Raw genomic sequence first — 20,378 nt, forward strand, 5'->3', positions numbered from 1 at the left:
ATTATGAATACTCCTTTATTTAAACTTTAATTTTAAATTCAGTAGAAAACAATATTCTAAGTTCTTCAACAAATCTAACCTGAGCATAAGTATCTAGTGCAACTTCCTTAAGAGATTCTACAAACATTGATTTATTACATTTTTTTATGTTATTATAATAGTCCTTTGATAAGCGCCAATATTTTTGTGGAAATGCTAGATATGAAAAAACATATTTGAAGTCGTCCTCTGTAAGAGGAGCAATTGAATTATATGTTTTAATTATCTTTCTTGTTAAGTCTATATCCCAATTAGTATTTGATCTTTTTAATAAACGTCTCATAAAATAACATAAATCATACATAGAATAATTTAAGGATGCTTTATCAAAATCAATTACCCAAACATCAGTATTATCAATTAAAATATTTTTATTTACATAATCTCCATGGCAAAGAGATCTACTTAAATTTTTGTCATTAATAGAACCTGAAACTAAGAGAGCTTCTTTAGCTAGATAAATATTTTCATCAAAAACATCTAAAAATATTGATGAAAACTTGTCCTTATGTTTCATTTTAGTTGCAGTATTAAATGATGAAAGAATCTTATTAAAGTGTTTTAATGTGGATATGTAGAGACTATCAAATCCAGTTTTAATTAAACTACCTTCAATTGCTTTAAAGTTTCTTGAACAATTATGCATTTTAGCTAGATTTTCTATGGATAATAAGATATGTTGTAAATTATCGAAGTTACATTTTTCACCTTTAACCCATGGACAAAGCATAAAAAGCATATTATTTGCTTTAACAAATCTACCATTAAACTTTGAAGGGAGCATTTTTGGAAGCTTAATTTCATTTCTAGCAAACCATTCCATAACTGAATATATGAATAAGAGAGTCCCTTCATCATAATAAACCTTTTTTAAGCAAAAGGTATTTTTAGGATTATTAATATCATCAATTAATTTATAAACAGCTCTATTTTTATCTGTATTTTTAAATTTTATATTCTCTATAGAATAGTTTTCTAAATTATACATAGGTAAAACTATGGATTCTACAGCATTAAAAATTTCATCAGCTTCATTAAACTTTTTAGAATGCTTTCCCATGATTAACCTCCTAATAAAAAATTCCTTATTATAAGAATATTATGATTAACTTTAGATTATACTTTAAAATGTGAAATACTTTGATTTAAAGTCAAAAAATTCATTGAGAGTTTGTTTTATAAAAAAATATAAAGTTTTAAATCTCTAGAATTATAAAAGGATTTTAAATAGGTACATAGAATATATATAGTAGGTGATGCTATGAAAATAAGAGAGAATATTGAAAGTTTTGAAAGAATAAAGTTAAATAAAGTCGCAAAGTTCTCAGATGAATCTGTAGGAAGAGAACGCTTAGAAGAACCAGATGAGATAAGGACCTGTTTTATGGTAGATAGGGATAGAATAATTCATAGTAAATCTTTTAGAAGATTAAAAAGAAAAACTCAGGTTTTTATAAGAACCTATGGGGATCATTATAGAACAAGGCTTGTTCATACTTTAGAAGTTTCTCAAGTAGCAAGAACGATAGGAGTAGCTCTATCATTAAATGAATATTTAATAGAGGCTATTGCTTTAGGTCATGATTTAGGGCATGCAGCTTTTGCTCATATTGGAGAGGATGTTTTAAATGATTTTCTTCCAGGTGGGTTTAAGCATAATGAACAAAGTGTTAGGGTAGCAAAGAAAATAGAGAAAAATGGCTTAGGTCTTAATTTGACCAAGGAAGTTTTAGATGGAATATTAAATCATAGTGGTTTTTCAAATGTTAGTAAGGTAGCAGGAACTTTTGAAGGACAAGTAGTTAGATTTGCAGATAAAATAGCATATGTAAATCATGATATAGACGATTCAATTAGAGCGGGAATTTTGAAAGAAGAGGATTTGCCTAAGAATATTATTGAAATCTTAGGTGCTAGTGGTAGTGAAAGAATAGACACTTTAGTTAAAGATTGTGTTTTTAATACAATTGATAACATAGGTAAAGGAGAGCCTAGGGTATCTTTAAGTAATGAAATAGGAGATGCCTTTGTTCAGCTTAGAAAATTTTTGTTTGATAATATATATTTAGGGAAATACTTAGAGGGTGAGAGGAAAAAAGCAGAATTTGTACTAAGTAAGGTTATAGAATATTATTACAAGAATTGGGGAGAAATGCCTGAATTATATAGAAATATATGTGAAGAGGAAGGGATACATAGAGGGGTTACGGATTACGTTGCAGGAATGACAGATGATTACTGTACAAATGAGTTCAATAAAATATATATTCCAAAGTTTGTGATGTATTAAATATTTTTGGAATAATTAGGGCTAAATATTGCTAAAATATAATTATTATGCGTTTACACTTGAAAAATATTAAAAAAAAAGTTATATTTAAAATTTGAGAAGGATTTTATCAATTGATGTCGAATAATAATTAATTGTCAAAAAATATTAAGAAGGTGAGTAGATTTCTTGCGAATTTCAGAAGAAATTATAGAAAAAGTTAAAGAGCAGAACGATATTGTTGATGTTGTTTCTGATGTGGTAAGACTAAAAAGAGCTGGAAGAAATTTTTCTGGTTTATGTCCATTCCATAATGAAAAAAGTCCATCTTTTAGTGTTTCTCCTGACAAACAAATATTTAAGTGCTTTGGATGTGGGGAAGCTGGAAATGTAATAAGTTTTGTTATGAAAACTAAAAATTTAAATTTTGTAGATGCTGTTAAAGAGTTAGCTGATAGGGCTAATATAATAATACCAATAGAAGATGGTAAGCAAAGCGAATCGCAAAAGAAAAAGCAGGTTTTATATAACATAAATAAGCAAGCTGCTAGATATTACTTTTCTAATCTTCAAAATAATAAGGAAGCTAAGGAATATTTTTTAAGAAGGGGAATAAAAGAAAATATATTAAAAAGCTTTGGTCTTGGATACGCTAAGGATGGATGGCAAAATACCATAAACTATCTTAGAAAACAAGGCTTTAGTAATGAAGCTATTGAGGCAGCTGGATTAGGGATTAAGAGTGAAAAGGGAACTTTTTATGATAGATTTAGAAATAGAGTTATTTTCCCTGTATTTGACTATAAAGGAAGTGTAATAGGTTTTGGTGGTAGAGTTTTAGATGATTCTAAGCCAAAATATTTAAACTCTCCAGAAACATTAGTCTTTCACAAAGGAACTAATCTATATGCTTTAAATTTTGCTATAAAGCATGGATTACAGGAAAGAACATTAATAATAGTTGAAGGATATATGGATTGTATATCACTTCATCAATATGGAATTACTAATGTAGTTGCTTCTTTAGGTACTGCATTGACAGACAATCAAGCTAGATTATTAAAAAGGTATGTAGACAGAGTAATAATATCCTATGACGCAGATATTGCTGGGCAAATGGCTACTATACGTGGACTTGAGATATTGCAAAATGCAGGATTAGATGTTAGAGTACTAACTGTACCAAAAGGCAAAGATCCAGATGAATTTATAAGAGCTAATGGTAAAGAGGCTTTTATAAAGTTAATTCAATCTTCAAAAAAACTTATAGATTATAAGCTTCATAGGGCTAGAATTGGTATAGATTTTTCAGATAATAATGGATTAATAAAGTATGCTGAAAGAGTTGTTAATATACTATCAGATTTAAATCCTATAGAAAAAGATGTCTACATAAAGAGGATTTCAGAAGAAACATCCATAAAAGAACAAGCATTTTATGATTTATTAAATAAAAACTTAATAAATAGTAATAAAAACCATGAAAATGTGAATAATAAGGAAGAATATGGAACAAAATTATATGTAGAACCTCCTTATGTTAAATGTGAAAGAAGTGTTTTAAAACTTCTTTGTATGGAGGAAAACCATTCATTAGTAAAGAAATACTTAGAAGAGGATGATTTAATATCTCCTAATATTAAATCCTTAGAAAAGATAATCAATGATTCAATTGAGGAAATAGGATTTAATAACTTAGGAAAACATGTAGAAGCTAAGTGTGAAGATCCAAAAGTTTTAAAGGAATGGTTAGAAGTAAAAGACTTACTTATTCTAGATCATTCTTCTAATATAGAAGTTCTTGTTAAAGATTATATTAATCTTATTAGAAAATATAAGTTAGAACAGGAGCAGACTACTGTACTTAAAGAATTAAAAAGATGTGAACAAAACAATATGTTTAAAGAGTCACTTGATTTAGTAAAAAGAGCTAAAGAAATAAGTGATAAATTAAAAGAACTAGAAAGGAGTAAGTAGTTTTAATGGCGGAAGGAGGTAATAAAATGAAAGCTAAAACAACAAAAGCAAAAAAAGGTGAAGGTAAAGAAAAAGTTGACAAAATGGTCTTAGTAAAAAGACTTATAGATAAAGGTAAAAAAAGCGGTTCATTGACTTACAAGGAGATAATGGATGAGCTTGATGAAATAGAATTAAACCCAGAACAAATAGAAAAAATCTATGAGGTTCTAGAATCAATGGGTATAGAGGTCATAAGTGAAATAGAGCAAGAAGAGGAAGAGGAGGAAGAATTAGATCTTTCTGTTCCAGAAGGTATTGCTATTGATGACCCTGTAAGAATGTACTTAAAAGAAATAGGTAAAGTGCCACTATTATCATCAGAGGATGAAATAGAGCTTGCTAAAAAAATAGAAGAAGGAAGCAACTATGCTAAGAAAAAATTAGCAGAGGCTAACTTAAGACTTGTTGTAAGTATAGCTAAAAGATATGTTGGTAGAGGAATGTTATTCCTAGATCTTATACAAGAAGGTAACTTAGGTCTTATAAAGGCTGTTGAAAAATTTGATTACAGAAAAGGATATAAGTTCTCAACATATGCTACATGGTGGATAAGACAGGCAATAACTAGAGCTATTGCTGACCAAGCAAGAACTATAAGAATACCAGTTCATATGGTAGAAACTATAAATAAACTTATAAGAATACAAAGACAATTAGTTCAAGAGTTAGGAAGAGATCCATTACCAGAGGAATTATCAAAACAAATGGATATGCCAGTAGATAAGGTAAGAGAAATCTTAAAAATAGCTCAAGAACCAGTTTCATTAGAAACTCCAATTGGTGAAGAGGAAGATTCACATTTAGGTGACTTTATACCAGATGATGATGCTCCAGCACCAGCAGAGGCAGCAGCATTTACAATGTTAAAAGAACAATTAATAAATGTTTTAGATACTTTAACTCCTAGAGAGGAAAAAGTATTAAGATTAAGATTTGGATTAGATGATGGAAGAGCTAGAACTCTTGAAGAAGTTGGTAAAGAATTCAACGTAACTAGAGAGAGAATTAGACAGATTGAAGCAAAAGCTTTAAGAAAATTAAGACATCCAAGTAGAAGTAAAAAGTTAAAAGATTATTTAGATTAGTATCTTAAGATTAGTGCCTTAAAAGGTGCTAATCTTTTTTTAGTTAATATTTAAAAAGGTTTTAATGTTATATAAGATGAGAAGTTTAAAATTATATGAAAAAGATTCTGAGTTTAAGGAAATGAATAGATAAAAATTATGATTCATATAAAGTATAGAGGTAATAATAAAAGCTAAGAGCTAGTTTCTGAATAAAGCTTTATTTTATGATATAATTACAATGAGGTGAAGTAGTAAATGACAAAATTTAAGGCTAGAAGAGGCCATGGCGTATTTGAAGTCTTGGCATATCTTTTATTAGGAAATGCACTATTAATCATATTGAATAACATAGTGAATGGTTATTTAGAGAGGAACTTAGTAATAGTATCAAGCTTTGTTTATAGCATTGTATGCATTTATTACATTTTACTTGATTTATCCTTAGTTTACGAAGTTAATGATGATTACATTGAAATAAATTGTTTTAAAGGATTAAAAAAATTTAGGATAAATTTTAAAGATGTAAATGGTTTTTTAGAACAAGATAAAGTTATAAATGGATTTAAATTATCTGGTTTTGGAAAACATAAATATTGTTTTGGTAGATGTGTTGTTCATAATGTAGGAATTGCTCGTATGTTTGTAACTTCTAGTAAGAGGGTTATATATATACATACAGAGGATATAAGTTATGGATTATCTCCAGATGAATTTGAAAAGTTTAAAGAGTTAATAGTATCAAAAGGAATAAAGGAAGAAAGTTTCAAGGTAAAAGTTAATAATGCAAGAGCAATAATAAGGGATAAGGGATTTTATATTCCTTTTATAATAACATCCTTATTAATATTAGGCATTATACTAATACCTTCTATATTATATTTATCAGGAGCTATGCCTGATAAAATGCCAATTGATTTTAGTGCACATTTCATACCTTGTACTATTGGAAGTGCGAAGGATTTTGTAGGAAGACAAATTATATATGGAATAATGAATATGATTCTGTTAGTATGTATTTATTATGCAAGTCATTTTTGTGCTAAATATGATAAAAAGTTAGCTCAAAGATATATTTATTTGTCTTTAATAATATCATTGGTGTTTTTAGTTTCTCAAATACAAACACTGGTAAATTATTTGTAGAAAGTGGGATAATATGGAGTTAAGTAAGAGATTAAAAAGAATAGCAGAACATGTTGATAAATGTGAAAGTGTAGCTGATATAGGTACAGATCATGGATACATACCTATATATTTAGTTAAAGAAGGAATATGCAAAAAAGCAATAGCTTCAGATATAAATAAAGGACCTATAGAAAAAGCAAAGGTTAATGTTGCTTTTGAAGGGGTTTCAAATAAGGTTAAATGCCTTTTAGGACCAGGGCTTAATCCTTTAAAAGTAGGAGAAGTAAATGGAGTTATATTAGCTGGAATGGGTGGAAATCTAACTAGAGATATTTTATTAGCTGATATGGATAAGGTAAAAAAGTATGATTTCATAATATTACAGCCAGCTCAAAACCCAGAGGTTTTAAGAGAGTTTTTATATAAGAATGATTATGAAATAATAGATGAAGATTTAATTAAAGATGAAGGCAGATTTTATGAATTATTTAAAGTAAAATACAATGAAAATTCAGAAAAACTAGTATTTGAGGATGGATTATATTACGAAGTAAGTCCTTTATTAAGAGAAAAAAATCATCCATTATTTAAGGAATTTATAGAAGAAAAAATAAATAGATGTGAGACTATATTAAGTTTTATAAAAGAAGATACAGAAGCGGCTAAAAAGAGAAAAAGTGATTTAGAAGAAAAGATAAATAAACTTAAGGGGATGTTATAATGAAATTAAATGACATTATAAATATAATAGAAGATATTGCCCCAGTTAATTTAAAAGAAGGCTTTGATAATGTAGGCCTTATGGTTGGGGATAGAGAAAAAAATATAACTAAGATTTTATTAGCTTTAGATTGTACTGAAGAGGTTATTAAAGAGGCTAAGGAAATGGGTGCAGAGCTTATTTTAACTCATCATCCACTTTTATTTAGAAAGCCAAGTACAATAACAACAGATACTCTATTAGGTAGAAAAATTATAAGCTTAATAAAAGATGATATAAATCTTTATTCAGCGCACACTAACTGGGACTCAGTTAAAGGTGGATTAAATGATACCTTAGTTGAAATCTTAGGATTTAATAAAGGAATCATAATGGATAAAAGCCCAGTTGATTCTGAGGCTGGAATTGGTAGAGTAGTAGAGTTAACTAAGGAAATGACTGTCCTAGAAATAATAAACCTTATAAAATCATCTTTAGGTATTAAGAATTTAAGATATGCAGGAGATTTAAATGAAGTTATTAAGAAAATTGCTATTGTAAATGGTAGTGGGCAAGATTTCTTTGGAGATGCAAAAAAACTTGGAGCAGATCTAATAATAACTGGAGATACAACATATCATTTTGTTTCAGATTATAAGGAAATGGGATTAAATATTCTAGACATAGGACATTTTAATTCAGAGTGGCCTGTTTTAATTAAGGTAAGTGAAAAAGTAAAAGAAAGATTAGATTCAGACGTGGAATTTATTGTTTCAAAAGAGGCTAAAGATCCCTTTGAATTCATATAATTTTTTTGGTATATAATATTACAATTAAAACATAATATTGGATAAATAACATTATTTGAATTTATGTGATTTTATTATATAATAGGTATGGTGTGGTACTTCACCATACCTAAAATTTTATAAAAAAATCCAATGTAATTTGGTAGAGGTTCGTAACCATCCCTCTATAAAAAACTAAGGGCTGTAACTGTATTATAGGATAGTTATACTCTTTAGTATGCCTGTAATATAGTTTTTATTATTTTTAGGCTGAATTTATAAGCTTTTTTGTAAGTAAATATGAATTTTTAAATAGCTATTAATAACTAACTTAAATTTTAACTAAGATTATTAAAAAGTATAAATGAAGAGTTAAATTATGTTTTTAATAGGTGATTAATTTTTTTTTAGGATTATTATAAAGCTTAGTAAGATTAGTTTTAAAATTTATCTTAGCAAAAAGATAGTTATAAGGAAGCTTAAAGATAATAACAGTTCCTTTTGGTGAAGTTAAATCAAAGGGAGGAAATTAAAATGGATAAGAGAAAGGTAATTGTTGATTGTGATCCAGGGATAGACGATGCTTTAGCCATTATTCTTGCATTAAAGTCAAAAGAGATTGAGGTTATTGGAATAACCACCGTATCAGGAAATGTTAAAAGTTTACAGGGAGCTAAAAATGCCTTAAAGGTACTTAAGCTTTTAGGTAGATTGGATATTCCTGTTTACTTAGGAGAAAGTAAGCCAATTAAAAGAGAGCTTGTAACAGCACAGGATACTCATGGGGAAGATGGCTTAGGAGAAACTTTCTTAGAAGAGGTTTCTAGTGAGTATATTAGAGAAAATAGTGTTGATTTTATTTTAAATACTTTAAAAAATCATGAAAATGTTAGTATTATTGCTCTTGGACCACTAACAAATCTATGCAGAGCTATAGAGAAGGATTCAGAAACTTTTCATAGAGTTAAGGAAATAGTTTCTATGGGTGGAGCTTATAAGAGTCATGGAAATTGTTCACCAGAAGCTGAATTTAATTACTGGGTAGATCCTCATGGAGCAAGGGAGTTTCTAAAAAAGTTTAATGGTGAATTTACCATGGTTGGTTTAGATGTTACAAGAGAGATAGTTTTAACACCAAATTTAAGAGAAATGATACATCAATTTAAAGATGAAATTGGTGATTTTATATATGATATTACTAGATTCTATGTTGATTTCCATTGGGAACAAGAGAGAACACTTGGATGTGTTATAAATGATCCCTTAGCAGTAGAGTATTTTATAAATAGAGAGCTTTGTGAGGGTTTTAAGGCTTATGTGGACATAGCTTGCGAAGATATATCAATGGGACAAAGTGTTGTTGATGTTGCAGATTTTTATAAAAAAAGAAAAAATGTATTTGTTTTAGATAAAGTTAATAGCAAAGAATTTATGGTAAGTTTTCTTAATAAAATATTCCCAAGCCATAAAGAGGATATTAAAAATGTACTTAATAATCCAAAGTATGGTATTTAATAGGGAGGGAATATTAATATGAGAAATTCAAAAAGTTTAAAGTTAACAATAATGGGAATAGGAATAGCATTAAATATAATTGGAGCTTTTATAGCCTTAAATTTAAGATTACCTATTTATTTAGATTCTATAGGTACAATTATGGTTGGATTTGTATTAGGGCCTGTTTATGGAATGGCAACTGGAGTCTTAGGAAGTGTGGTTAGTGGAATAACCTTTGATATATATTCTTTATATTTTGCACCAGTTCAAATATTTACTGGATTTTTTGCAGGATATTTTTATGAAAAAGGGCTTATGAAAGGAAAGAAATTATTTTTAAGCGTCTTTGTAATGACTCTATTTGTAAGTTTTACAGGAGCTTGTTTAACTGCCTATATATTTGGTGGTATTACTTCATCAGGTTCTAGTTATATAATAGTTATTTTAAATAATTTAGGGGTTAACCCTGTGGTAAGTGCTTTTATAACACAATTTTTAACAGATTATTGTGATAAATTAGTAGCAGTTTTAATAATGTTACAGGTTGTTGTAAGATTGCCTAAAAATATTTTGTTAAGAGTACAGAATAATTAAATGGAGATGAAAAAAATTTGGATAGATATAATGTTATAGATAATAAAAATAATAGAGAGATAGTTCTTCTAAAATCTTTTCCTTGTGTATGGGGAAAGTGTGCCTTTTGTGATTATATAGAAGATAACTCAAAAAATACTGAAGAGATAATAAAATTAAATAAAGAAGTTCTTAGCAATGTAAAAGGAATTTATGGAGTTTTAGAAGTAATAAACTCTGGAAGTGTTTTTGAACTTCCGAAGGAAACCTTAGAAGAGATAAAAAGGATTGTTGTTGAGAAAAATATTAAAAAACTTTTCTTTGAAGCACATTGGTGTTATAGAAATAGATTAAAGGAGATAGAAGAATACTTTGGAGTTCCTATAATATTTAAAACTGGTATTGAAACCTTTGATGATCATTTTAGAAATGATATTTTAAACAAGAATGCTAGATTTAATGATGTAGAAGAAGTAAAAAAATACTTTAAGTCAATATGCTTAATGGTTGGAATAAAGGGACAAACTAAGGATATGATAAAGAGAGATATGGACATACTTTTAAATAATTTTAAGTATGGAACAGTTAATATATGGACTGAAAACACAACTTCTTTCAAAAGAGACGAGGAGCTTATTAAATGGTTTGAAAAAGAGTATTCTTTCTTAAAGGATAATAAAACCATAGAAGTATTATTTGAAAATACAGACTTTGGGGTAGGAGATTAGTATTTTAGATATAAACACATTAAATTATTATAAGAATATAAATAAATATAATATATAAACATAATTTTATAATAAACTTTTAGGAAAAAGAGCTTGTTTTATGGAGAAAACAAGTTCTTTTTCATATAATGATGTATAAGTAATACTTAGGGTGGAGAATTATGTGGTCCAATTTTGGAAATAGATTTAATGGAGACTGCTTTAAAGACTTAAGGAGAGATTTCAATAGATTAATGAGAAATTTTAAGAGAAATGCTTGTAAAAGATGTCTTATTAATAATTGCTATTTCAGAAATGCCTTAAAGTGGGGGGCTGTAGGTGGCATATTAACCTTCCTTATAATAAGTCAAATAGGAGTTCCTTTAGCAATTGTTTGTATTGGAATAGTAGCAATATTTGTGATTTGTAATAAATGGTAGAAAAAATAATTTGAAAAAAATAAGTATATATGTTAATATTAATCTTGCGAGTAAGCCAGACAATCGCTGCTAGTCTTAGAACTAGGAGAGGAAAGTCCGAGCTCCATAGGGCAGGATGCTGGATAACGTCCAGTGGAGGTGACTCTAAGGATAGTGCAACAGAAATAAACCGCCTAGATTTATCTAGGTAAGGGTGGAAAGGTGAGGTAAGAGCTCACCAGGGTATAGGTGACTATACTGCTATGTAAACCCCATCTGGAGCAAGACCAAATAGGAGGACATATAGGGGCTGCCCGTCCCGTCCTCGGGTGTGTCGCTTGAGCCTATCGGCAACGGTAGGCCTAGATAGATGATTGTCAAATACAGAACTCGGCTTATAGACTTATCTCGTATTTATAAAACACTAGGTTATAATACCTAAGTGTTTTTTTATTTTACAAAAAAATATACTGATAGTTTCTTTCCTTATTAACTTTAATCTTACAGTATTAATTTAATTTTATTGGATATATCTAATAGAGGAGATTATAAATTTGAAAGGAATTCGTAATTTAGAAAAATATGAATTAATAACTAATAAATTCATAAGTGTTTTGTAAGAATTTAAAGGAGCTGAAACAAATGAGAAAAGTATTTGAAATTATAAAAGTTATATTTTTTGTTTTATTTTTAGGCTATGATGAAAGAAAATTTAATTTATAGATAAAAGTTATATTAATAGTTATTTATGAATTAATTATGAGATTTTAAAAAAAATAGATAATTTTAATAAATAAAATAGAACTTTGTAATAATATTGTATTAAAAATAATGTATAATAGATAAGTGATATTTTAAAAACGATAGAATGTAAGGGTTAGTTGGTTTAGATTACAAAGGAAATTTAATTATTTTAAATTAAGGAGGAAAAATGGGGAGAGATAGTAGAAAGAAGAGGAGAAGTAAAAAGAAGTGGAAGACTATAGCGATATTTATTGCTTTTGAATTCATATTCACTGCTGTTACAGCGCCTTTTATACTTTTATATGGACCATTTGAAAATGCTAAAAGGACTTATGTAGGGGCAGCCATGACTAGTTTTAGTCATCAGTGGATGGCAACTACATTTTTATCAGATGAAAAAATTAATGAGATATTAAATTCTAATATTGAGGATACAAATACAAATCATAAAAATACAAATATAAAGACAAATGTTAATTTACCAACTAAACATGATAATAGTATAGAATTATACTCTTTTGAAAACTTTAAATATAGTGGATATTATATAGTGGTAAAAGATCCTACTAGAGTAAAAATAGGAGTTTCTAAATATCTTGGAGAAGAAGGACAAACTACTTCTGAAATAGCTAAGGAATACAATGCTGTTGCGGCTGTAAATGGAGGAGCTTTTACAGATAAATCTAGTACTGCTCAATGGACTGGTAATGGTGGAACTCCTGCTGGAATAGTTATATCAGAGGGGAAATTGGTTTATAAAGATGTACCAGACGATGAAAAAATTGAGTTAGTTGGCATAACAAAAGAAGGAAAAATGATTGCAGGTATGTATTCATTTAATAATCTTAAAGAATTAAATGTTAAAGAAGCTGTAAGTTTTGGACCTGTTTTAGTTAAAGAAGGAGAACCTACACCTATGAAAGGTGATGGTGGATGGGGAGTTGCTCCAAGAACTGCTATGGGACAAAGAGCTGATGGATCAATAGTAATGTTAGTTATTGATGGTAGAAGTTTAACAAGTGGAGGAGCTACTTTAAAGGAATTACAGGAAGTATTATTAAATACTTGTAATGTAGTTACTGCTATAAACCTTGATGGTGGTAAATCAACTACTATGTACTTAAATGGAAAAGTAATAAATAATCCAGCATCAAATGTAGGGGAGAGATCTATTCCTTCAGCTATAATAGTAAAATAACAAAGAGGAGAATTTTATGGATAAATTAAAGCAATTTTTAAAGTGGGGACTATTGTCTGTAATTTTACAATGCTTAGTTTTATTTGTTTTTGATAAATTTTATTTTAAGTTAAATTCTGATGTAAATGTAAAAGCTATAGATATAGCTAGCCAACATACAAAAGAGAATAATGATGTAAAATTACCAGGGAATATGATGGATAAAAAGATATCTTATGATGGAGAATATATAGCATATTTAAATAATAATGATGAACTTAAAGTCTTTAATACTCTTAAAGATGATGAAAGTCATGTTGATATAGAAAATGAAAAAGCATCTTATTATACTTGGCTTAGAGATAGAAATAGACTTATTGTAATTACGAATATTAAATATAATAATAAAAAGAATACAGTTAATTTATATTCTATTGATGTAGATACCAATAAAACTAAGAAAATTGAGCTTGGTAATATGAATTCTTCTTATAAAGTTAATGAGATAACAGTTTCAACTAAAACAGGAGTTATATACATTGAATTTAAGAATGAAGATACAAAAGAGTCTATAGTTAAGAGAATAGATAATAATGATGATATAACTGATGTAAGACTAGTAACTGATTCACCAGGAAATATTGAAGTAATGCCAAGGGCAGATAGATTAGTATATGACAGTGAAAAAGAATCAGGAATATATCTTACACAGCCAAATAAGAAATTAGGAATTAATCCAATATATAAAGTGAGACTTTTAGGTGTTGATGAAACTGGGAATATATACTTTGGAGAAATAAAAGATAATAAAGTATTTAAAATAGTTTATGGAAATGTAGAAAAGTCAATTGATACTTGGAATAAAATACCTCTAGAAAAAAGCTTAGAGCTAAATAAGATCTATATAGGAAAAGATGGAGAAATATACGTTTTAGAAGAAGAACAAAAGATTGTTAAAGATGTTAAAAATGGAAAAGAGTACAAATATGAAGGTGACTTCTTACAAATGTATTCTAATGGATTTGCAACAATTATAAATGGAAATAAACTTCATAGAGTATATTTTGATTCATCTCAAAATACTTAGTGGAAATATTATATAGAACATAAAATGAATTTAAAATAATTTATATAAAAAAGGCAAAGAATAATTTACATTAAAATAAGTTATTCTTTGCCTTTTACTTTAAATTAGCATATGTTTTTAAAATTATATTTAAAAATAAATATGGATTTAAAACATGTGCTTATTTTAAGCTGATTTAGTCTAATCATATATTTAAAATATGTTTTTAAATATTAAAATGCCCAGTTACCATCTTTAAATACTGGAATTTCAACATTATCATGAGTTAAACCTGTGATTTTTAAATCTTTAGTTCCTATCATGAAATCTACATGAGTTAATGAATCATTAGCACCAGCTTTTTCAAGTTCTTCATTAGTCATATTTTCACCATTTTTTATGCATAGAGAATATGCTTTACCAAAAGCTAAATGACAAGAAGCATTTTCATCATATAAAGTGTTGAAGAAAATTATTCCTGAGTTTGATATAGGAGAATTATAAGGAACAAGAGCCACTTCTCCTAAGTATTTAGCACCTTCATCAGTATCTAGAAGATGTTTTAAAGTATCGTATCCTTTTTCAGCTGAGAAATCAACAACTTTTCCATCTTTAAAAGTAACTGAGAAATTATCTATTAAATTTCCACCGTAGTTTAAAGGTTTAGAACTAAATACTGTTCCATTAACTCCAAATTTAGAAGGCATAGAGAATACTTCCTCAGTAGGCATATTAGCTATGAATTCAACCCCACCTTGAGTATATTCAGCTCCACCAGCCCAAAGATGATTTTCTGGTAATTCTATAGTTAAATCAGTTCCAAGTGAATTTTCAAAATGAAGTGATTTTAGATTCTTTTCATTTAAGTAATCCATATGGTATTTTAAAGTTTCTTTATGTTTATTCCAAGCTTCAACAGGGTTCTCTGTATCAACTCTAACTATTTTAAAGATTTCATTCCATAATTTATCTACTGCTTCTTCTTCAGGTAAATCAGAAAAAACTTTTTTAGCCCAAGCTTTAGTTGGAATAGAAACTATTGACCATGCATTTTTATTGCTCATTAACATTTCACTAAATTCTTTTAAAGCTGTACTTGATGATTTTCTAAAGGCTGCTATTTTTGCAGGGTCTATATTTTTTAGAAGTTCAGGATCAGAGGCAGAAATACTTAAGAAGCAAGCTCCTTCTTTAGCATAGCTTAATCTTGATTCTTTCATCCAATCTGGGAAGTTTTCAAAAACTTCTAATGGAGAGTGTTCATATTTAATTTTGCCGCATATTTCATCATTCCATTGAACAACAACATCCTTTGCTCCTTTTTCATAAGCAGATTTAACAAGCATTCTTGTAAATTCTGCACATTCTACAGGAGAAGATATAACAAGGGTTTGACCCTCTTGAACATTTACTCCTATATGAGTAGCTAACTTTGCATAATTTTCTAACATGCTTTCAAATTTGTTCATAATATCAGTCCTTTCTTTACAAATTCTTACCATTATTATAATGCAGTAAAATTTATAAAACAATTAATTAATAAAGATTATTTTATAAAAGTCCATTTGTTTTCATAAGAAGGTCGTAATATAAGTCTCCTTCCTCAGAAGTGCAACCATAATCTATTAAATAATAGGTATCATTTATAATTCCCCAAGAACTGTGAACATATAAATCTTCTTTAAATAGAAAATATTTTTCTTCAAGGGTATAAATATCTTCTTCTATAGAATTTTCTTCACGCAATTTTTTTAAATCAACAAAAGTTTTTCTTCTTATGTTAGGGAAGACTTCTGCTCTAGGCATTATTAAAATCCTTTTATTATAAAGAAGAACAGGACATAAATATCTTTTTAGTTTATAAGGAGCATTTTTAAAAATATAGGATTCAACAAAATTTTGATGAAGACCATCTTCACCCTTAGCAACTTTAACCACTAAATTTTTATTTAAAGCAAAAACTTTTCTTGCTATTCCTTCTCCTAAAAAGGTAAAATTCTTTTTATATTCTTTCATTGGAAGATTGCTTAGATATTTTATAAGTATATTAATATCATCTATATCCATAATAAAAAAACCTCAAAACTTTTTATTCTATATTCTATGAAGGAACTTTAATAAAAGTTGATTGAAGTAATATATTATTTAGATAATAAACATAAATTACTAATATTTTTTCTTATATTACATATAGAACATAAAAGTATTTTAAAAGATTTATAATAATTCGTTGAAAATGTTATAATGTTTATATATTAATTATTAATTTATTGAATAAAAAAATTAAACTAAGGAGCGAAAAAAGGTGAAAAATTTTCTTGAGAGTTTAATAGAAAATAATAGACAATATGTTGAACATGGAAAACTGGCATCTTATATTCCAGAATTAGAAAAAGCTAATAAAGAAGATTTAGGTATATATATAGTTACTCTTGATGGAAAAGAAGTAGGGGCAGGAGAGTATGATAAAAAGTTTACTATTCAGAGTATATCAAAAGTAATAACTTTAATGCTTGCAATATTAGATAATGGAAAAGATAGAGTTTTTTCAAGGGTAGGTGTTGAACCAACTGGAGATAGCTTTAATAGTATAGTAAGTTTAGAGAGAAAGCCTTCTAAAAAACCTTTTAACCCTATGGTTAATTCAGGAGCAATATTGACAACATCTTTAATTGAAGGTGATAGTGAAGAGGAAAAGTTTGAGAGAATTTTAGAATTTACTAGAAAAGTAACAGGAAATGATGATATTCAATTAAATGAAGATGTTTATTTATCTGAAAAGGAAACTGGAGATAGAAATAGAGCTTTAGCATACTTTATGAAAAGCAATGGAGTTATAGAAGGAAATATAGATGACATATTAGATTTATATTTTAAACAATGTTCTCTAGAAGTTAATGCTAAAGATTTAGCTAGATTTGGTGCTATGCTTGCTAATGATGGAGTATTACCTTGGAATGGAGAAAGAGTAATATCTAGAGAAATTTGCAGAATAATAAAAACAATAATGGTTACTTGCGGTATGTATGATGACTCAGGTAAATTTGCTGTACATATAGGAATTCCAGCAAAGAGTGGAGTTGGTGGCGGAATAATGGCTGCTGTTCCAAGAAGAATGGGAATAGGTATTTTTGGACCTTCTTTAGATGATAAGGGAAATAGTATAGCAGGAACACATGTTATGAAGGATTTATCTGAGGAATTAGATTTAAGTATTTTCTAAAATGTGTTAATATTATTAGAACTAATGGGAAAAATCATTAAAAGAGATGATTGTTTAAAAACTTTAAAAATAAAATTATAAATATATTACGAGAATTACTAGATTTCATTAAGAATTTATAGCAATTACTTCTAATAATTTGCTAAAGCGAAAAAACTCCCTTCGGTCAAACAGATTTCGCTTATTAACGCAAATTATTATACGTAATAGCTTAAATTCTAAAATTCATCTAGATATTCTCTTCATATTATTTATAATTTTATTTTAACTACTTTTTACAGAGTAGATTAGAAGTGAAATTTATTAATAGTAAAGTTTTTTGTTAGATTAATAGAATAATATATTGGAGGATTAGAATGAAAAGATTATTGATATTAGACGGGAACAGTCTTTTAAATAGAGCCTTTTATGCTGTGCCTTTGCTTAGCAATAGTGAAGGAACTCATACAAATGCTATTTATGGTTTTACAAATATGCTTTTTAAGATGAGAGAGGATATAAAACCTGATTATATAGTTTGTACTTTTGATAAAAAAGCACCAACTTTTAGACATTTAGAGTATGGGGATTATAAGGCTGGAAGAAAGAAAATGCCTCCTGAGTTAGCAGAGCAGTTTCCTATTGTTAAGGAAATGCTAAAGTTATTTTCAATAACAACTTATGAATTAGATGGATTCGAAGCTGATGATATTATAGGAAGTCTAGCTAAGGTGGCTGAAGGTGAAGGAATCGAAGTTTATATTATGACTGGAGATAAGGATGCCCTTCAACTAGCAGCTAAGGATATAAACGTATGTATAACTAAGAAGGGTGTTTCTGAAATAGAAGTTTATAACTATGATAGAATGGTTGAAGAGTATGGAGTTACTCCTACTCAGTTCATAGATGTTAAAGGACTTATGGGAGATAAATCTGATAATATTCCAGGGGTACCAGGAGTAGGAGAAAAAACAGCCTTTAAATTAATAAAAGAGTATGGTTCAGTAGAGGCAGTTTTAGAAAATATAGATAACATAAGTGGTAAAAAGTTAAAAGAAAATTTAACTGAGTACAGCGAACAGGCTATATTCTCTAAAAAGTTAGCTACTATTATGACTAATGTTCCTATAGACTTTGATTTAGATGAGATTAAATCAAAGGATGATTATAATAAAGATCAGTTAAAAGCTTTATTTACAAAGCTTCAAATGAAATCTATATTAGATAAATTATCAAATGGGGAAGAAGAAGAGCCAGAAATAGAAGTTAAAATAACTAATATAGAAAGTAATAAAGAATTAGAAGATTTATTTAAGAATATAAACGAAGAAGTATATATTAATTTTACTTATTTAAATAAAGAAAAGTATTCTACTATAGAGATTGATAAAATATTTATTAATTATGATGAGAAAAATTATTTAATTAACTTTAAAGAGTTAGTAAAAGAAGAGGAGAATATTAAATCCTTTAAAGAATTTTTTGAGAACGAAGATATATTAAAAAATGGTTATAGTATAAAAAATGCCTTAACAGCATTAAAAAAATTAGGAATAGATTTTAATGGATTAGCTTTTGATTGTGAATTAGCAGCATATTTAATAGATTCATCTAAGGGAGAATATACTCTTTTATCCTTAATAAATAACTATCTTTCAAAATTCCCTAATGTAAAAGATGGAGAGGAAGACTTAGTTGGAATTTCATTTATGAAAGAGTTGACTTTAGTTCTAAAGAAAAAGATAGAAGAAGAGAAAATGGAAAGACTTATGTATGATATTGAGCTTCCTTTAGAAACAGTTTTATCTTCTATGGAATCAATAGGGTTTAAAGTAAATAAAAATATTTTAGATGAGCTATCTATTAAGTTTAAAAGAGAGTTAGAGGAAACACAAAAAGAGATCTTTGAACTTGCAGATGAAGAGTTCAACATAAATTCTCCAAAACAATTAGGTAAGATATTATTTGAAAAATTAGATTTACCAGTTATAAAGAAAACTAAAACTGGCTATTCAACTAACGCAGAAGTTTTAGAAAAGCTTAAGGACAAACATCCTATAATAGAAAAAATAACATATTTTAGACAGCTTTCAAAAATATATTCAACTTATGTTGAAGGATTAAAGTCTGTTATAGATACAGATGGTTCTATACATTCAACATTTAATCAAACTGTAACTACTACAGGTAGACTTTCATCAACAGAGCCTAATCTTCAAAATATACCTATAAAATACGAAATGGGTAGAGAAATAAGAAAGGTATTTATACCAAAAGAAGAAGGAGATTTATTAATATCAGCTGACTACTCACAAATAGAACTTAGAGTTTTAGCTCATATTTCTGGTGATGAAAATATGATAGATGCATTTAATCATCATTCAGATATACACACTAAGACTGCTTCTGAAGTATTTAAAGTTCCAGTTGAAGAGGTAACTCCATTAATGAGAAGTAGGGCTAAGGCAGTAAACTTTGGTATAGTATATGGAATAGGAGATTTTAGTCTTTCACAGGATTTAAATATTTCAAGAAAAGAAGCTAAAGAATATATGGATATATATTTTGAAAGATATCCAAAAATTAAAGAGTATATTTCTAAGGTTATTCATGAAGCTCAAACAAAGGGATATGTATTAACTATGTTAAATAGAAGAAGATATATACCTGAAGCAAATTCTTCAAATAAAATAGTAAAAGCCTTAGGAGAAAGACTTGCAATGAATGCTCCAATACAAGGAACAGCAGCAGATATAATAAAACTTGCTATGGTAAATGTATATAACAAGTTAAAAGAATTAAATTTAAATAGTAAGTTAATATTACAGGTTCATGATGAACTTATAATAAATGTTGTAAAAGGAGAATTAGACATTGTTAAGAAACTTCTAAAAGAGGAAATGGAAAATACAATTAAATTAAGTGTACCATTAGATGTTGATGTTAATGTTGGAGAAGATTGGTATAAGTTAAAATAAGGAGGGTA

The 20,378-nt window shown here is 27.9% G+C and carries 17 protein-coding genes, 1 other RNA gene and 1 riboswitch; of the genes, 15 read left to right on the forward strand and 3 right to left on the reverse strand.

Annotation, left to right across the window (positions count from 1 at the left end; genetic code table 11):
• Nucleotides 1-19: 19 nt before the first annotated feature.
• Nucleotides 20-1,099: a CotS family spore coat protein gene (locus I6G60_RS05285; RefSeq protein ID WP_061428980.1), complete on the reverse strand. Its 1,080-nt coding sequence runs from the start codon at nt 1,097-1,099 to the stop codon at nt 20-22.
• Between the two features lie 201 nt (nt 1,100-1,300).
• Between I6G60_RS05285 and I6G60_RS05290 the strand changes: the two genes are divergently transcribed.
• The 13 genes from I6G60_RS05290 (at nt 1,301) to I6G60_RS05350 (ending at nt 14,211) form a co-directional block, all read left to right on the forward strand.
• Complete coding sequence (locus I6G60_RS05290) at nt 1,301-2,329, forward strand: deoxyguanosinetriphosphate triphosphohydrolase (RefSeq protein ID WP_164786127.1); 1,029 nt, start codon at nt 1,301-1,303, stop codon at nt 2,327-2,329.
• Between the two features lie 168 nt (nt 2,330-2,497).
• On the forward strand, nt 2,498-4,285 hold the full coding sequence (gene dnaG, locus I6G60_RS05295) for a DNA primase (RefSeq protein ID WP_164786125.1): 1,788 nt from the start codon (nt 2,498-2,500) through the stop codon (nt 4,283-4,285).
• A gap of 26 nt (nt 4,286-4,311) precedes the next feature.
• Nucleotides 4,312-5,412, forward strand: coding sequence for an RNA polymerase sigma factor RpoD (gene rpoD / locus I6G60_RS05300; RefSeq protein WP_003451215.1), 1,101 nt, complete (start codon nt 4,312-4,314; stop codon nt 5,410-5,412).
• A 237-nt stretch (nt 5,413-5,649) separates the two neighbouring features.
• Nucleotides 5,650-6,537, forward strand: a complete 888-nt coding sequence (locus I6G60_RS05305; RefSeq protein ID WP_003454720.1) for a PH domain-containing protein — start codon at nt 5,650-5,652, stop codon at nt 6,535-6,537.
• 13 nt (nt 6,538-6,550) lie between these two features.
• Entirely contained in the window at nt 6,551-7,240 is a 690-nt protein-coding gene (locus I6G60_RS05310; RefSeq protein WP_003455116.1) for a tRNA (adenine(22)-N(1))-methyltransferase, read from the forward strand.
• Nucleotides 7,240-8,028 carry a Nif3-like dinuclear metal center hexameric protein gene (locus I6G60_RS05315; RefSeq protein ID WP_003455195.1) on the forward strand — a complete coding sequence of 263 codons (789 nt, stop codon included), beginning with the start codon at nt 7,240-7,242 and terminating at the stop codon, nt 8,026-8,028. The genes I6G60_RS05310 and I6G60_RS05315 overlap by 1 nt, the downstream gene beginning before the upstream one ends.
• A 139-nt stretch (nt 8,029-8,167) precedes the next feature.
• A riboswitch (PreQ1 riboswitch) is annotated at nt 8,168-8,212 on the forward strand.
• A gap of 329 nt (nt 8,213-8,541) precedes the next feature.
• Nucleotides 8,542-9,522 (forward strand): nucleoside hydrolase, encoded by a 981-nt coding sequence (locus tag I6G60_RS05320; protein ID WP_197925649.1) that lies wholly within the window; start codon nt 8,542-8,544, stop codon nt 9,520-9,522.
• An 18-nt stretch (nt 9,523-9,540) separates the two neighbouring features.
• A complete protein-coding gene (locus I6G60_RS05325; RefSeq protein WP_003451567.1) occupies nt 9,541-10,098 on the forward strand; it encodes an ECF transporter S component in 558 nt (185 codons plus the stop codon).
• Nucleotides 10,099-10,115: 17 nt separating this feature from the next.
• Nucleotides 10,116-10,805: a radical SAM protein gene (locus I6G60_RS05330; protein WP_003451431.1), complete on the forward strand. Its 690-nt coding sequence runs from the start codon at nt 10,116-10,118 to the stop codon at nt 10,803-10,805.
• A gap of 161 nt (nt 10,806-10,966) precedes the next feature.
• The gene (locus I6G60_RS05335) at nt 10,967-11,224 is read left to right on the forward strand and encodes a hypothetical protein (protein WP_003478491.1); all 258 of its coding nucleotides are present in this window, start codon (nt 10,967-10,969) and stop codon (nt 11,222-11,224) included.
• 47 nt (nt 11,225-11,271) lie between these two features.
• Nucleotides 11,272-11,618, forward strand: an RNA gene (rnpB, locus tag I6G60_RS05340) — RNase P RNA component class A.
• 516 nt (nt 11,619-12,134) lie between these two features.
• Entirely contained in the window at nt 12,135-13,145 is a 1,011-nt protein-coding gene (locus tag I6G60_RS05345; protein WP_003461884.1) for a phosphodiester glycosidase family protein, read from the forward strand.
• 16 nt (nt 13,146-13,161) lie between these two features.
• On the forward strand, nt 13,162-14,211 hold the full coding sequence (locus tag I6G60_RS05350; RefSeq protein ID WP_004457740.1) for a hypothetical protein: 1,050 nt from the start codon (nt 13,162-13,164) through the stop codon (nt 14,209-14,211).
• A 212-nt stretch (nt 14,212-14,423) separates the two neighbouring features.
• Here the strand turns inward: I6G60_RS05350 and I6G60_RS05355 are convergent, their stop codons facing one another.
• Nucleotides 14,424-15,659 (reverse strand): aminopeptidase, encoded by a 1,236-nt coding sequence (locus tag I6G60_RS05355; RefSeq protein ID WP_003455100.1) that lies wholly within the window; start codon nt 15,657-15,659, stop codon nt 14,424-14,426.
• Between the two features lie 82 nt (nt 15,660-15,741).
• Nucleotides 15,742-16,257, reverse strand: a complete 516-nt coding sequence (locus I6G60_RS05360; RefSeq protein ID WP_124229047.1) for a hypothetical protein — start codon at nt 16,255-16,257, stop codon at nt 15,742-15,744.
• 238 nt (nt 16,258-16,495) lie between these two features.
• Between I6G60_RS05360 and glsA the strand changes: the two genes are divergently transcribed.
• Both glsA and polA read left to right on the forward strand, forming a co-directional pair.
• Nucleotides 16,496-17,413 carry a glutaminase A gene (gene glsA, locus I6G60_RS05365; protein ID WP_003451262.1) on the forward strand — a complete coding sequence of 306 codons (918 nt, stop codon included), beginning with the start codon at nt 16,496-16,498 and terminating at the stop codon, nt 17,411-17,413.
• 356 nt (nt 17,414-17,769) lie between these two features.
• Complete coding sequence (gene polA, locus I6G60_RS05370) at nt 17,770-20,370, forward strand: DNA polymerase I (protein WP_197925651.1); 2,601 nt, start codon at nt 17,770-17,772, stop codon at nt 20,368-20,370.
• Nucleotides 20,371-20,378: the final 8 nt, after the last annotated feature.

Origin of the sequence: Clostridium perfringens (assembly GCF_016027375.1) — a bacterium.
Taxonomy (GTDB): Bacteria; Bacillota; Clostridia; order Clostridiales; family Clostridiaceae; genus Sarcina; species Sarcina perfringens.

Bases quoted from the DNA above. Each gene is read 5' to 3' on its own strand.
- I6G60_RS05285 (WP_061428980.1), bottom strand. From the start codon at position 1,099: ATGGGAAAGCATTCTAAAAAGTTTAATGAAGCTGATGAAATTTTTAAT.
- I6G60_RS05290 (WP_164786127.1), top strand. From the start codon at position 1,301: ATGAAAATAAGAGAGAATATTGAAAGTTTTGAAAGAATAAAGTTAAAT.
- rpoD (WP_003451215.1), top strand. From the start codon at position 4,312: ATGAAAGCTAAAACAACAAAAGCAAAAAAAGGTGAAGGTAAAGAAAAA.
- I6G60_RS05305 (WP_003454720.1), top strand. From the start codon at position 5,650: ATGACAAAATTTAAGGCTAGAAGAGGCCATGGCGTATTTGAAGTCTTG.
- I6G60_RS05310 (WP_003455116.1), top strand. From the start codon at position 6,551: ATGGAGTTAAGTAAGAGATTAAAAAGAATAGCAGAACATGTTGATAAA.
- I6G60_RS05315 (WP_003455195.1), top strand. From the start codon at position 7,240: ATGAAATTAAATGACATTATAAATATAATAGAAGATATTGCCCCAGTT.
- I6G60_RS05320 (WP_197925649.1), top strand. From the start codon at position 8,542: ATGGATAAGAGAAAGGTAATTGTTGATTGTGATCCAGGGATAGACGAT.
- I6G60_RS05325 (WP_003451567.1), top strand. From the start codon at position 9,541: ATGAGAAATTCAAAAAGTTTAAAGTTAACAATAATGGGAATAGGAATA.
- I6G60_RS05335 (WP_003478491.1), top strand. From the start codon at position 10,967: ATGTGGTCCAATTTTGGAAATAGATTTAATGGAGACTGCTTTAAAGAC.
- I6G60_RS05345 (WP_003461884.1), top strand. From the start codon at position 12,135: ATGGGGAGAGATAGTAGAAAGAAGAGGAGAAGTAAAAAGAAGTGGAAG.
- I6G60_RS05350 (WP_004457740.1), top strand. From the start codon at position 13,162: ATGGATAAATTAAAGCAATTTTTAAAGTGGGGACTATTGTCTGTAATT.
- I6G60_RS05355 (WP_003455100.1), bottom strand. From the start codon at position 15,659: ATGAACAAATTTGAAAGCATGTTAGAAAATTATGCAAAGTTAGCTACT.
- I6G60_RS05360 (WP_124229047.1), bottom strand. From the start codon at position 16,257: ATGGATATAGATGATATTAATATACTTATAAAATATCTAAGCAATCTT.
- polA (WP_197925651.1), top strand. From the start codon at position 17,770: ATGAAAAGATTATTGATATTAGACGGGAACAGTCTTTTAAATAGAGCC.